13 protein-coding genes are annotated in these 12,489 nt (G+C 72.4%); 8 read left to right on the forward strand and 5 right to left on the reverse strand.

The window, feature by feature from the left end; all coding sequences use genetic code 11:
• Window positions 1-124: 124 nt before the first annotated feature.
• Window positions 125-1,087 carry an NAD(P)/FAD-dependent oxidoreductase gene (locus ACP4IX_RS33900; RefSeq protein WP_426524695.1) on the reverse strand — a complete coding sequence of 321 codons (963 nt, stop codon included), beginning with the start codon at window positions 1,085-1,087 and terminating at the stop codon, window positions 125-127.
• Between the two features lie 62 nt (window positions 1,088-1,149).
• On the opposite strand from ACP4IX_RS33900, the gene ACP4IX_RS33905 reads away from it, so the two are divergent.
• The 6 genes from ACP4IX_RS33905 to ACP4IX_RS33930 all read left to right on the forward strand — a co-directional run bounded on the left by ACP4IX_RS33905 (window position 1,150) and on the right by ACP4IX_RS33930 (window position 6,564).
• Window positions 1,150-1,725 carry a helix-turn-helix domain-containing protein gene (locus ACP4IX_RS33905; RefSeq protein ID WP_426524697.1) on the forward strand — a complete coding sequence of 192 codons (576 nt, stop codon included), beginning with the start codon at window positions 1,150-1,152 and terminating at the stop codon, window positions 1,723-1,725.
• Window positions 1,726-1,934: 209 nt separating this feature from the next.
• Window positions 1,935-2,915, forward strand: coding sequence for an NADPH:quinone oxidoreductase family protein (locus tag ACP4IX_RS33910; protein WP_426524699.1), 981 nt, complete (start codon window positions 1,935-1,937; stop codon window positions 2,913-2,915).
• Window positions 2,912-4,093 (forward strand): acyl-CoA dehydrogenase family protein, encoded by a 1,182-nt coding sequence (locus ACP4IX_RS33915; protein WP_426524701.1) that lies wholly within the window; start codon window positions 2,912-2,914, stop codon window positions 4,091-4,093. The genes ACP4IX_RS33910 and ACP4IX_RS33915 overlap by 4 nt, the downstream gene beginning before the upstream one ends.
• Window positions 4,090-5,178 carry an acyl-CoA dehydrogenase family protein gene (locus ACP4IX_RS33920; protein WP_426558339.1) on the forward strand — a complete coding sequence of 363 codons (1,089 nt, stop codon included), beginning with the start codon at window positions 4,090-4,092 and terminating at the stop codon, window positions 5,176-5,178. Before ACP4IX_RS33915 ends, ACP4IX_RS33920 begins: the two co-directional genes overlap by 4 nt.
• Window positions 5,179-5,381: 203 nt before the next feature.
• Complete coding sequence (locus ACP4IX_RS33925; protein ID WP_426558341.1) at window positions 5,382-6,245, forward strand: phosphatidylinositol-specific phospholipase C/glycerophosphodiester phosphodiesterase family protein; 864 nt, start codon at window positions 5,382-5,384, stop codon at window positions 6,243-6,245.
• A 124-nt stretch (window positions 6,246-6,369) separates the two neighbouring features.
• Entirely contained in the window at window positions 6,370-6,564 is a 195-nt protein-coding gene (locus tag ACP4IX_RS33930) for a hypothetical protein (RefSeq protein ID WP_279563426.1), read from the forward strand.
• A gap of 47 nt (window positions 6,565-6,611) precedes the next feature.
• Here ACP4IX_RS33930 and ACP4IX_RS33935 read toward each other — a convergent pair whose 3' ends face one another.
• Complete coding sequence (locus ACP4IX_RS33935; RefSeq protein ID WP_426558343.1) at window positions 6,612-6,980, reverse strand: DUF779 domain-containing protein; 369 nt, start codon at window positions 6,978-6,980, stop codon at window positions 6,612-6,614.
• A 120-nt stretch (window positions 6,981-7,100) separates the two neighbouring features.
• On the opposite strand from ACP4IX_RS33935, the gene ACP4IX_RS33940 reads away from it, so the two are divergent.
• Both ACP4IX_RS33940 and ACP4IX_RS33945 read left to right on the forward strand, forming a co-directional pair.
• Window positions 7,101-7,574: a MarR family winged helix-turn-helix transcriptional regulator gene (locus tag ACP4IX_RS33940; protein ID WP_426558345.1), complete on the forward strand. Its 474-nt coding sequence runs from the start codon at window positions 7,101-7,103 to the stop codon at window positions 7,572-7,574.
• A gap of 127 nt (window positions 7,575-7,701) precedes the next feature.
• The gene (locus ACP4IX_RS33945; RefSeq protein ID WP_426524711.1) at window positions 7,702-9,294 is read left to right on the forward strand and encodes an MFS transporter; all 1,593 of its coding nucleotides are present in this window, start codon (window positions 7,702-7,704) and stop codon (window positions 9,292-9,294) included.
• 51 nt (window positions 9,295-9,345) lie between these two features.
• Here the strand turns inward: ACP4IX_RS33945 and ACP4IX_RS33950 are convergent, their stop codons facing one another.
• From ACP4IX_RS33950 to ACP4IX_RS33960, 3 genes are all read right to left on the reverse strand, one after another.
• A complete protein-coding gene (locus tag ACP4IX_RS33950) occupies window positions 9,346-9,735 on the reverse strand; it encodes a luciferase family protein (protein WP_426524713.1) in 390 nt (129 codons plus the stop codon).
• A 134-nt stretch (window positions 9,736-9,869) separates the two neighbouring features.
• Complete coding sequence (locus ACP4IX_RS33955) at window positions 9,870-10,952, reverse strand: lytic polysaccharide monooxygenase auxiliary activity family 9 protein (protein WP_426524715.1); 1,083 nt, start codon at window positions 10,950-10,952, stop codon at window positions 9,870-9,872.
• A gap of 229 nt (window positions 10,953-11,181) precedes the next feature.
• Window positions 11,182-12,321, reverse strand: coding sequence for a GH12 family glycosyl hydrolase domain-containing protein (locus tag ACP4IX_RS33960; RefSeq protein ID WP_426558347.1), 1,140 nt, complete (start codon window positions 12,319-12,321; stop codon window positions 11,182-11,184).
• Window positions 12,322-12,489: the final 168 nt, after the last annotated feature.

The raw sequence follows: 12,489 nt of genomic DNA on the forward strand, positions 1-12,489 counted from the left end.
TGCCGCAAGGGCGTGGGAGCGTACCCGCCCGGCCCCGCGCGCCGATCCGGCCCCGCGCGCCGATCCGGCCCCGCGCGCCGATCCGGCCCCGCGGTGTCGCCGCGGCGCGGTCCGCCCGCGTTTCCTAGCCCGCGATGGCCGCGTCCAGGTCCGACATGATCAGGTCGCCGACGATCGCCGACGCCGCGCGGTAGCCGCCGCTCGCCGCGTGGACGACCTGCTCGGCGAACCCCATCGCGTTGCCGGCGGTCCACACGCCGGGCGCGGTGGTCCGGCCCGTCGGGTCCACCACGGGGTAGGCGCCGAACGGGGTTTCCTGCAGTTCGACGCCGAGCCGCTCCATCAGGCCGGTCTGCGGTACGGCCCTGGGGCCGACGAACACCACCGAGCGGTCGTGCTCCGTGCCGTCCGCGAGCCGGACCCCGGTGAGCCGGTCGTCCTCGACCCGCAGGCCGGCGACCTCGCCGGGCACCACCTTGACCCCGGCCGCGGCGAGCCGGCGCAGGTCGACGTCGGACAGGTCCTCCTCGGCGACCGTGTGCAGGAAGAGGGTCACGTCGTCGGACCAGCCGGACACCATCAGCGCCTGGTGCACGCCGAGCGGGCTGGTGGCGAGAACACCGAAGCGCTCGTCCCGTACTTCCCAGCCGTGGCAGAACGGGCAGTGCAGCACGTCCCGGCCGAACCGCTCCGCGACGCCGGGCACCGCCGGCAGCTCGTCCTTGAGGCCGGTGGTGACGATCAGCCGACGAGCGTGCACGGTGCGCCCGCCTGCCAGTTCCACGGCGATGTCCTCGCCCCGGGACACGTCCACCGCCCGGTCGCGGACGAGTTCCACGCCGTACCGTGCGATCTCCTCCCGGCCGAGCGCCAGGAACTCGGCGGGCGGCATGCCGTCCCGGGTCAGGTAGCCCTGCATGTGGTCCGAGGGCGCGTTGCGCGGCTCACCGGCGTCGACGACCAGCGTGCGCAGCCGCGAGCGGCCCAGGACGAGCGCGGCGGAGAGTCCGGCCGCACCGCCGCCGACGACGACCACGTCGTAGTTCTCGGTCAGGTCCTTGTTCTGGGTCACGGTGACCACCTCCACCGAGAAGGTCGCCCGGACGGTACGGGATTGACAAATACATTTGCCGGTTCTGCAATAAGGGCATGACTGCAGACGACGTTCTCGCCGGTGTCGGACCGAGGCTCCGCCAGCTCCGCAAGGAGCGGGAGGTGACCCTGGCGGCGTTGTCCGAGACGACCGGCATCTCGGTGAGCACCCTGTCGCGGCTGGAATCCGGCCTGCGCAGACCGAGCCTCGAACTGCTGCTCCCGATCGCCCAGGCCCACCAGGTGCCGCTGGACGAACTGGTCGGCGCCCCGCCGGTCGGCGACCCCCGGGTGCGCGCCAAGCCCATCGTGCGCCACGGCCGCACCCACTGGCCCCTCACCCGCCAGCCGGGCGGGCTCCAGGCCTTCAAGGTGCTGGAGCCCCAGCGGGCGGAGGAGCCGGATCCGCGGACCCATGAGGGGTACGAGTGGCTGTACGTCCTCTCCGGCCGGCTGCGGCTGGTGCTCGGTGACCACGACGTGGTGCTGTCGGCGGGGGAGGCGGCCGAGTTCGACACCCGGGTGCCGCACTGGTTCGGGTCGACGGGTGAGGGGCCGGTCGAGTTCCTCAGCCTGTTCGGCCCGCAGGGGGAGAGGATGCACGTACGGGCGCGGCCCGCCGCGCAGTCGTGACGGATCGCCCGGTCGTGACCCGACGACCGCCCGAGACCTGTTGACGCCCGAGCCCCGAGACCTGTTGCCACCGAAACCTGTCACCGCCCGCCGCCCGCCGCCTGGGATCACCGCCGCCTGTTGCTGCCCGCGACCTGTTCCCTGATCGGCAAGCGACCGCTTAGTATGCGGGAGACCCGGTCGGACGACGCAGTCGGTGGAGGCCCCGCATGCAGGCATGGCAGGTGCACGAGAACGGCGAGCCGGGCGAGGTGATGCGCCTCGTGGACGTGGCGCCGCCGACGCCCGGCGACGGTCAGGTGCTGCTGAGGGTCCGCGCGGCGAGCATCAACTTCCCGGACGCACTGCTGTGCCGGGGCCAGTACCAGGTCAGGCCGCCGCTGCCGTTCACGCCGGGCGTGGAGGTCTGCGGCGAGACCGAGGACGGGCGCCGCGTCATCGCCACCCCCGCGCTGCCGCACGGCGGCTTCGCCCAGTACGCCGTCGCGGACGCCCGCGCCCTGCTGCCCGCGCCGGACGCCCTGGACGACGCCGAGGCCGCCGCCCTGCACATCGGCTACCAGACGGGGTGGTTCGGCCTGCACCGCCGGGCCCGGCTGGAGGCCGGCGAGACGCTGCTCGTCCACGCCGCCGCAGGAGGAGTCGGCAGCGCGGCCGTGCAGCTCGGCAAGGCCGCCGGCGCCACCGTCATCGGTGTCGTCGGCGGCCCCGAGAAGGCGGCCGTCGCCCGCGAGCTGGGGTGCGACCTGGTCGTCGACCGGCACGGCGAGGACGTCGTCGCCGCCGTGAAGGACGCCACCGGCGGCCGGGGCGCCGACGTGATCTACGACCCGGTCGGCGGCCAGGCCTACGCCCAGTCCGCCAAGACCGTCGCCTTCGAGGGCCGGATCGTCGTCGTCGGCTTCGCGAGCGGCACGATTCCCAGCCCCGCGCTGAACCACGCCCTGATCAAGAACTACGCGGTCCTCGGCCTGCACTGGGGCCTGTACAACACCAAGAATCCCCAGCTGGTCCAGCACTGTCACGAGCAGCTCACCGAGCTGGCCGCACGGGGCGCGATCAAGCCGCTGGTGAGTGAGCGGGTGCCGCTCGACGGGGCCGCAGACGCCGTGCAGCGCGTCGCCGACGGCAGGACGACCGGCCGCGTGGCCGTCGTACCGGAGAAGCTGGAGAAGGGAGCCGCCGCATGACCGACGCAGCGGAACTGCGCCGCCGTACCAAGGAACTGCTGGCCGCGCATCCACCGGCCACCACCGAACGCCTGGACTTCCTCCGGGCCCGCTTCGACGCCGGACTGGCCTGGGTGCACTACCCCGAGGGCCTCGGCGGACTCGCCGCCCCCCGCTCCCTCCAGGCCGTCGTGGACGCCGAACTGGCGGCCGCGGGCGCCCCCGACAACGACCCCCGGCGCATCGGCATCGGCCTCGGCATGGCCGCCCCGACCATCCTCCAGTACGGCACCGAGGAGCAGAAGCAGAGCCTCCTGCGCCCCTTGTGGACCGGCGAGGAGGTCTGGTGCCAGCTGTTCAGCGAACCGGGCGCCGGCTCCGACCTGGCCGCCCTCGGTACGCGGGCGGTCCGGGAGGGCGAGGACTGGGTCGTCAACGGGCAGAAGGTGTGGACGTCCAGCGCGCACCTCGCCCGCTGGGCCATCCTCATCGCCCGCACCGACCCGGACGTGCCCAAGCACCGGGGCATCACCTACTTCGTGTGCGACATGACCGACCCCGGTGTCGAGGTCCGGCCGCTGCGCCAGATCACCGGCGAGGCCGAGTTCAACGAGGTGTTCCTCACCGACGTCCGCATCCCCGACTCCCGCCGCCTCGGCGAGACCGGCGACGGCTGGCGCGTCGCGCAGACCACGCTGAACAACGAACGCGTCGCCATCGGCGGCACCCCGATCCCCCGCGAGGGCGGCATGATCGGCAAGCTCGCCGCGACCTGGCGGGAACGCCCCGAACTGCGCACCCACGACCTGCACCAGCGGCTGCTCGGCCTGTGGGTCGAGGCGGAGGTCGCCCGCCTCACCGGCGTACGCCTGCGCCAGCAGCTGGTGGCGGGCCAGCCGGGCCCGGAGGGCGCCGGGATGAAGCTGAACTTCGCCCGCCTCAACCAGGAGATCAGCGGCCTGGAGGTCGAACTCCTCGGCGAGGAGGGTCTGCTCTACGACGACTGGACCATGCGCCGCCCCGAGCTGGTGCACTTCACCGGCCGCGACGCCGGGTACCGCTACCTGCGCTCCAAGGGCAACAGCATCGAGGGCGGGACCAGCGAGGTCCTGCTGAACATCGTCGCCGAGCGCGTCCTGGGCCTGCCCGCCGAGCCGCGCACCGACAAGGACGTCGCATGGAAGGACCTCGCCCGATGAGCGCACAGTCGGAACCCGGTCTGCTCTACTCGGAGGAGGAAGAGGCGCTGCGCGCCGCCGTCCGGGACCTGCTCACCGACCACTGCGACCCGGCGGGCGTCATCGCCCGCACCGAGTCGGCCGCCCCGCACGACGTGTCGCTGTGGAAGACGCTCTCCGACGCGATGGGCCTCGCGGGCCTGCTGATCCCCGAGGAACTGGGCGGTCAGGGCGCCACCCACCGGGAAGCCGCCGTCGTACTGGAGGAGCTCGGGCGCGCGGCCGCACCGGTGCCGTACCTGACGAGTGCCGTCGTCGCCACCGAGGCGCTGCTGGCCTGCGGAGCCGACGACCTGCTCACCGAACTGGCGTCCGCGACGACCACCGCCGCACTCGCCGTCGGCCTGCACGTCGCACCGGGCGGTGCCGTCCCGCACGTACCGCTCGAAGAGGGCCGCCTGCGCGGGGAGTTGGCCGGCATCGCCGACGCGGCCGTCGCCGACGTGCTGCTGGTGCCCGCGGACGACGGAGGGCTGTACGCGGTCCGCGCCGCCGACGTGACCGTCACGCCACAGGTGTCCCTGGACCTGACCCGGCCCGTGGCGCGCGTGGCCCTCGACGGCGTGTCCGGACACCGGCTCGGCGACGCCGGACCCGCCGTACGGCGCGCCCTGCGGGCCGGTGCCGGGCTGCTCGCCTCCGAGCAACTGGGCCTCGCCGACTGGCTGCTGACCGAGACGGTCCGCTACCTCAAGGAACGCAGGCAGTTCAACCGCCAGGTCGGCGGGTTCCAGGCGCTCAAGCACCGGCTCGCCGGGCTGTGGCTGGAGGTCGCCGGCCTGCGCGCCGCCGCCCGCAACGCGGCCGACGCGCTGGCGACCGGCGCGGACACCGACGTGGCCGTCGCCGTGGCCCAGGCGTACGCGGGCCGGGTCGCCGTCCACGCCGCCGAGGAGGCGCTGCAACTGCACGGCGGCATCGGCATGACGTGGGAACACCCGGTCCACCTGTACCTGAAGCGGGCCAAGGCCGACTCGATCGCCTACGGCGCGGCGGGCACCCACCGGCAGGCGCTGGCCGAACTGGTCGACCTGCGAGCACCCTGACGCCCCCCGTCCCCCTCCAGGCGATGCCCGCCCCCTTCCGGTGATGCCCGTCCCACCAGGGGCGGGCATCTTCCGCATCCGCCGCCGGACGACATGAACGACCGGCGGCGGTCCGGCCAACTCCCGGCACGGCTCTGCCCCCTGGCGACATCGGGACCCCATACTCACAGGCGTCCCGTACGGCACCTCCAGGGAGGCAGAGCATGGCCCTCACCACCCGACGCAGAGCCCTCACCACTCTCGGCGCCGCCCTCGCGGGCGCGGTCGCCCTGCCCGCCGGCACCGCGCTGGCGAGCGAAGGCAGGCACGGCCCGCGCCCGCTGTGGCGCGCCCACGCCCACAACGACTACGAGCACCCCCGCCCCCTCCTCGACGCCCTCGACCACCGCTTCGGCAGCGTCGAGGCCGACATCTACCTGGTCGGCGGCCGGCTCCTCGTCGCCCACGACCCCGAGGACCTCGACCCGTCCCGCACCCTGGAGTCCCTCTACCTCGACCCCCTCGCCGCCCGCGTCCGCGCCCACCACGGCCGGGTGTACCGGCGGGACCGCCGCGCCCTGCAGCTCCTGATCGACATCAAGACCGAGGGATCGTCGACGTACCTCGAACTCGACCGTCATCTGCGCCGCTACAAGCACCTGTTCACCACCTACGCCCACGGCAGGGTGTTCCCCGGCGCGGTCACCGCGGTGATCTCCGGTGACCGGGCGGCCCGCGCGCCCATGGAGGCGCAGCGCACCCGCCGGGCCTTCTACGACGGCCGCCTCGCCGACCTCGGCAGCTCCGCGCCTGCCTCCTTCGTCCCGCTGATCAGCGACAACTGGACGCTCAACTTCACCTGGCGGGGCGTGGGCGCCTTCCCGGCTGCCGAACGGCGCAAGCTGCGGGCCATCGTCGGCGCGGCGCACTCCCGCGGGCAACGGGTGCGGTTCTGGGCCACGCCCGACGTGGCGGGCCCCGCGCGGGACGCCCTGTGGACCGAACTGCTCGCCGCCGGCGTCGACCACCTCAACACCGACGACCTCGGCGGCCTGGAGGCGTTCCTCGACGCCCACCGGGACGCGTAGGACGCCGACGGAGCCGACGGAACAGTACTCGTTCGGAGGACAGGTCAGCCGCCCGGACGAACCCTCCGCTACGCCACACTTACGGCCGAACGCCGCGAAGTGGACGTGGCGGAGGAGGTTGACGATGGCCATTTCCATCTCTGTGGTGCTGTTGCTGTCCGTCCTGGCGGTGATCTTCCTGCGCAACGGCGGGCTCAAGGTCTCGCACGCGTTGGTGTGCCTGCTGCTCGGCTTCTATCTGGCCGGCACGAACATCGCGCCGACCATCCACAGCGGCCTGACCGCGACGGCGGACATCGTCGGCAGCCTCAGACCGTAGGCGGCGGGCCGTGACAGGAGGAGGGGGCCGGCGGTCCTCGAAGGGCGCTACCCGTCGATGACGCGGGAGCGGATGAGGAAGCGCACCCCCTCGGGTGCCTCCAGCGAGAAGCCGCCGCCCCTGCCCGCGACGACGTCCACGATCAGTCTCGTGTGGCTCCACACCTCGTACTGGCTGCGCGACATCCAGAACGCCACCGGCTCCCCGACGCCCTCGACGACCAGCTCCGCGAGCAGGACGTCCGCGGCTCCGGTGCGGAATTCGCCGGCCGGGTAGCACATGGGGGCGCTGCCGTCGCAGCAGCCGCCGGACTGGTGGAACATCAGCGGGCCGTGCGCCGCGCGGAGCCGGCGCAGCAGTGCGGCGGCCGCGGGGGTGAGCTCGACGCGGGGGGTCTCCTCGTATGTGTCGCGCATGCCCCGCATGCCAGCACGGCGAAGGTTGCGAGAGGGTTGCACCCGAGGGTTCCGGGTGTGGTTCCGCGTGCGGCTTCACCTATTTTGACATACCTATCTGATCATATCTATCGTGTCCGGGTGACCGACTCCAGCACCCCTAGCCGGGACATCGACCGTGTGGCCTCCGGGCTCGCGGCATGCCTTCCCGCGCTGCACCGGGCGCTGGACCGGCAGGTCACCGCCCAGTACCCGCACCCCAAGCCCCCGGAGAGCCAGATCGCGCTGCTGCGGTTCGTCGCCCAGCGCGAGGGAGCCACGGTGCGCGAGGCCGCCGAGGCCCTGCTGATGAAGCCGAACAACGTCAGCGCCCTGGTCACCCAGCTCACCGAGCAGGGCGACCTGGAGCGTCGGCAGGACAGCGCCGACAAGCGGGTCGCCCACCTCCACCTCACGGCCACGGCCCGTGAGCGGCTGTCCGAGGTGCGGGAACTGGAGACGGCGTTCATCCGCAGCGCACTGACGTCCCTCACCGAGGGGCAGCAGGGGGCGCTCGGCTCCGCCCTGGACGCCCTCGACGCGCTGACGCGGCACCTCCACCCCGCCGCCCGCTGACCGGGCGGGGCCCAGGCATTCCCGCCGGCCGCGGGCACACCGTCGTGCCCGCGGCCGGCCCGCCGTGCGCCCGCGGGCCGCCCCGTCCCCCGCACCACCCCTCGAACCTGGAAGAGAAGGCTCACCCATGCCGTCCACGTCCGTGGATCACCCCACCACGCCCGCGGCCGAAACCGCCCCACCGGCGGCCGGCCGCCGGCGGTCCAATCCGTGGCTGACCCTCCTCGCCGTCGCGTTCGGACTGTTCATGGTCCAGCTCGACGGCTCCGTCGTCGCCATCGCCAACCCCGAGATCGGCAGCGACCTGCACGCGTCGACCGCCGAGCTGCAGTGGGTGACCAACTCCTACCTGCTCGCGCTCGCCGCCACCCTCATCCTGGGCGGCAAGCTCGGTGACCGGTTCGGCCGGCGCACCTACTACCTGGTGGGCGTGGCCGGTTTCACCCTCGCCTCCGTCGCCATCGGCCTGGCCGGGTCCATCGAGGGCGTGGTCGCCTTCCGCGCCCTCCAGGGCGTCTTCGGCGGACTGCTGATGCCCAACACGCTCGGACTGCTCCGCTCCGTGTTCCCGCCGAAGAAGTTCGGCATGGCCGTGGGCATCTGGGCCATGGTCTCCGCCGTCGCGACGGCCCTCGGACCCATCGTCGGCGGTCTCCTCGTGGAGAACGTCGACTGGGAGTCCGTCTTCTACATCAACGCACCCATCGGCATCATCGCCATAGCCTTCGGCATCCTCGTCCTTCCCGAGAGCCGCAACACCGCCGGCCGGGAACGCTTCGACATCCCCGGCCTCGTCCTGCTCGCGCTCGGCCTGCTGGCCGTGGTCTTCGGCGTCGTCAAGGGCGAGACCTGGGGCTGGACGTCCGCGGGCACCCTGGGCTCCGTCGCCGCCGGCCTCGTACTCCTGCTCGTCTTCGGCTGGTACGAGACCCGTGTCGAGCACCCGCTGCTGCCGATGCGCCTGTTCCGCAACCGTGCGCTGACCATCGGCGCGGTCATCACCGCGCTGAACTTCTTCGTCATGCTCGGCGTGATCTTCTTCGTCATGCTCTACCTGCAGAACGTGCGTGGCTTCACGCCGGTCGAGGCGGGCGTGCGGACGCTTCCGCTCAGCCTCGCCTCGCTGGTCGCCTCGCCGCTGGGCGCGGCCCTGACCCAGCGCTTCGGCCCCCGGCTGACCATGCCGCTGGGCATGCTGCTCCAGGCGGCCTCCTGCTTCGGCATGCTCACCTGGCAGACCGACTCCTCCTACGCCACGATGTGGCCGCCGTTCATCGCGCTCGGCCTCGGCGTCGGCATGGTGATGGCCGCCTCCTCCGACGCCATCGTGGGCAACGCCCCCGTCCGGGACGGCGGTGTGGCCGGCGGTCTGCAGGCGACGACCCTGCAGATCGGCGGTGCGCTCGGTACGTCCGTGCTGGTCTCCCTGATCAGCAGCAAGGTCGGTGCCACGCTCACCGGGGAGCTGACCGGCGCGGGAGTGCCCTCGGCCATGGCCCACGGTCTGCAGGAGGCCAAGGACGCCGTGGCGATGGGTGTGGCTCCCGTCTCCGCCGACATGCCGGCCGGCCTGCGGGCCGCCGTGGTGGAGGGCAGCGGGCAGGCGTTCATGAACGGCGTCCACGTGGCCGTGGTCGTCACCGGTGTCCTCTGTGTGCTCGGCGCGGTGGTCGCGGCGGTCGGGATCCGGCGCGGCGCGGAGCAGCCGGCGGACCACTGAGACCGGGCCGGCGGTGCCCTCCTCGGCGTGGGGCACCGCCGCCGGTGTGCCTCAGGTCTCCCCGGCCGCGGAGCGGGGGAGCACCGTGACGCGGTGGAAGTTGCACTTCGAGGGCAGATCCGCCGGGGGCCGCGTCTGATGTGCCTTCAGCGCGATGCTCACCAGGCTCAGCAGCAGGTCGACGTCCGCGTCGCAGTCCAGGTGCACGGTCACCCACCGGGATCCGGGGACCAGGCGGATGGCGCTGGAGCCGCCGAGGTCGTACTGGAATCGCTGGATGGCCCGGTGGGTGAGGTGGAGGTCCACGTCCCGGTCCGAGTGGAAGTGGACGATCTCGTCGCGGACGGAGCGCAGTGCCCATCCGGTTCCGCAACTGGCCGGACCCGCGGTGAGGTCGGGCCAGGCTTGCAGCCGTTCGAGGGCGCGCTGGGCCAGAGTCATGGCCCCATCGTCGCCCGATCACCGCTCCGCAACCAGAGGTTGAGCGATTTGTAACCGGCACGTGAGGTCGAGGTACGTACCGGAGCCCCGGGGGAGGCCCCGCGCCCGTTCGCGCGGCGCCTCCCCCGGTCGCGCTACGGCGCCACGCAGCCGATCGTCCCCACCGGGAAGTCATTGCCCGTGGACGTGGCGGTGAAGCCGAAGGACACGCTGCCGTCCGGTGGGACGACGCGGTTGTGGTCCACGTTCCGGACCGTCACCGTGCCGTCGGCCCCGCCGGACAGTGTGCCGTTCCACACCCCGCCGAGCGTGGTCCCGCTGCCCGGCCGCCACTGCACGGCCCAGCCGTTCAACGGCTCTGTCCCGTGGTTCATCACCTCGACGGAGCCCTGGAAGCCGCCGCTCCAGGAGTTCTCCACGGCGTACACGGCCATGCAGGAACCGGAGTGCGTGGGCGGCGGGGTCGTCGGGGGCGGGGTCGGCGTCGGGGTGCTCCCCGACCCGCCGATGCCGGTCACCTCGCCGTTGCCGCCGTCGAAGACGACGTCGGAGCAGGAGAAGAAGTTCTCCTGGCTGTCCGAACGCACCCACTGCATGAAGATCAGCGCGTCACCCGAGCGGCCCGACGGCAGCGCCAGATCCCAGTAGTAGTGGCCCCCGTCGGCGCCCGCCGAGCCCTGCTGGGGCGGGTCGGTCACCGTCTGGATCAGCTCCAGGTCGTCCCAGCCCAGCTCGGACGTGGGCGACCAGCCGGGCTTGGTCAGATAGACCCGGAAGTCACCCGGGTGGGCCGCCCAGTTGCTGTAGTTCACCTGGATCGTCGAGCCGGACGTCAGGTGCGTCCGGGGCCAGTCGGCGCGGGCGGCGTTGTAGGCGGAGAAGTCGTACGGGGACCGGTCGCCGGCGCTGCACAGGGTGCCGTCCGGCACGTAACCGGCGCCGCGTCCACCGGCGTTGGAGTCGAGCACGGCGAACCAGTTGTACAGCGCCGTCGCGCCGCTCTGGTCCAGGGCGCTCTGACAGGCGGGGTTCGTCGGGTCCAGGGCGCCGGTGCCGGTCTTGGCGTCCAACTGGCAGAGGTAGGTGCGTGAGCCGGGCATCATCGCCACGCCGTGCGCGTCGGCCCGCCCCTGCCCGAGCAGGAACGTCACGCCCAGCGCGCCGAGCAGGGTGGCCAGTACCGCCGTGAGAGAGATGTATCTGCTGCGTCGAACCACAGGGGTCTCCTGTTCTTCCGGGTGCTGGGGCTCCCGGTCGTTGATGATCGATCCGTGGTCGGTTCATGACAATCGAGGGGGCGGCCGGGACCTGGGGACCAGGGGCCGGCCGTCGATGTCCGGCCATCAGGGCTTGGTGCTCAGGAGGGGCGTGCGGTGGAACCCCCGCCCGTCCGGGGAAGGCGCATCGACCGGACGGGCGGGGAGGCGGTGGGGGCGTGCGCGGCCGCTACGCCGTGGTGCAGGCGGTGCCGTTCAGGAGGAAGCCGTCCGGCTCGGTGAACGCGCCGCCGTGGGTGCCCTGGAAGCCGAAGGTCAGGCTGCCGCCGGGGGCGATCCTGGCGTTGTGAGCCACGCCGGTCGCCGTGACGGAACCCGTGTACGGGGCGACGGAGGCGTTCCAGGCGTTGGTGATCCGCTGACCGGAGGGCAGGGTGAAGGCGAGCCGCCAGCCGTCGACGGGGGTCGTGCCGGTGTTGGTGACGGTGACGTCCGCGGTGAAGCCGTCCTGCCAGACGTTCGTGCCGTACGTCACCTCGCACGCCGCCGGGCTCCCGGGGCCGCCGGGGTCGGGGGTGCCCGTGCCGCCGCCGGTCGAGACCGTGGAGGAGAAGGAGTTCACGGCCAGTCCGGCACCGTTCTGCCACGGCTCGAAGCCGGCCTGCACGCTCGTCAGGTACCAGTCGTCCTCGGCGAGTCCGCGCGCGACGGTGGCCCGGACGAAGTCCATCACGTCGAAGCTCCAGTCGGTGATCGCCGACGGGGCCACGAAGGACAGCACGTCGTTGGCGCCGTTGCTGCCGGTCCACACCTCCCAGGTCCGTCCGCCCACCGCGGCCGTGCCGACCTGGGAACCGATGGGCTGGATCGGGCCCACCCTGTTGAACCAGATCATGATCTCGGTCCGGTTCACCCCGTCGGTGCGGGGTGTCGGGTCCAGCCAGATGTCGTACGAGGCGTTGTAGACGGCGTTGCCGACGAAACCGTACGAGATGCTGGAGGGCGCCTCGGAGACGGTGTCGAGTCGGGCGGGGAGGTTGGTGCCCGGTGAACAGTTCGTGTAGTGGCAGCCGTTGAAGACCGACGGATACGACTTCGGCGCCCCGTTGGTGGGCGCGGACCCGTCGGCCTGGCTGACTCGGAAGCCGGTGTCGGTGGCGGTGACGCACTGGGTGGCGCTGGAGCCCCAGCGGTTGTTCTGGACGACGTAGCGTCCCTGGATCGTCGTCGTGCCGAACGGTTCGCAGATCGTGGTGTCCGCCTGGGCCTGCGCCGCCGCGGTCATCAGTGACGCGACGACCGCGAGGGTCGCGATCAGTGCGCCCAGGAGGCCGCGCGGAGTGCGGGCCTGGGGCCGGAACGGTCGCATGGGGGGCCTCTCCGGAAGGGTGCGGGGAATGGGGGGGGGCGGAGTGGGGGGGGGCCCCCCCCCCCCCCCCCCGGGGGGGCAACCCCAAAACAGATAAGGTAAAGAAAATAAAAGGATTTAACACAACAAAAAAAAAGGGGGGGGGGTGTGGGATGTAATTTTTAGGGC

The organism is Streptomyces sp. WG5 (assembly GCF_049974565.1).
In the GTDB taxonomy this organism is placed as follows: Bacteria; Actinomycetota; Actinomycetes; order Streptomycetales; family Streptomycetaceae; genus Streptomyces.

Excerpts from the sequence above, each read along its gene's own strand:
- ACP4IX_RS33910 (WP_426524699.1), top strand. The coding sequence starts at position 1,935 with ATGCAGGCATGGCAGGTGCACGAGAACGGCGAGCCGGGCGAGGTGATG.
- ACP4IX_RS33950 (WP_426524713.1), bottom strand. The coding sequence starts at position 9,735 with ATGACTCTGGCCCAGCGCGCCCTCGAACGGCTGCAAGCCTGGCCCGAC.
- ACP4IX_RS33945 (WP_426524711.1), top strand. The coding sequence starts at position 7,702 with ATGCCGTCCACGTCCGTGGATCACCCCACCACGCCCGCGGCCGAAACC.
- ACP4IX_RS33905 (WP_426524697.1), top strand. The coding sequence starts at position 1,150 with ATGACTGCAGACGACGTTCTCGCCGGTGTCGGACCGAGGCTCCGCCAG.
- ACP4IX_RS33915 (WP_426524701.1), top strand. The coding sequence starts at position 2,912 with ATGACCGACGCAGCGGAACTGCGCCGCCGTACCAAGGAACTGCTGGCC.
- ACP4IX_RS33920 (WP_426558339.1), top strand. The coding sequence starts at position 4,090 with ATGAGCGCACAGTCGGAACCCGGTCTGCTCTACTCGGAGGAGGAAGAG.
- ACP4IX_RS33925 (WP_426558341.1), top strand. The coding sequence starts at position 5,382 with ATGGCCCTCACCACCCGACGCAGAGCCCTCACCACTCTCGGCGCCGCC.
- ACP4IX_RS33930 (WP_279563426.1), top strand. The coding sequence starts at position 6,370 with ATGGCCATTTCCATCTCTGTGGTGCTGTTGCTGTCCGTCCTGGCGGTG.
- ACP4IX_RS33935 (WP_426558343.1), bottom strand. The coding sequence starts at position 6,980 with ATGCGCGACACATACGAGGAGACCCCCCGCGTCGAGCTCACCCCCGCG.
- ACP4IX_RS33960 (WP_426558347.1), bottom strand. The coding sequence starts at position 12,321 with ATGCGACCGTTCCGGCCCCAGGCCCGCACTCCGCGCGGCCTCCTGGGC.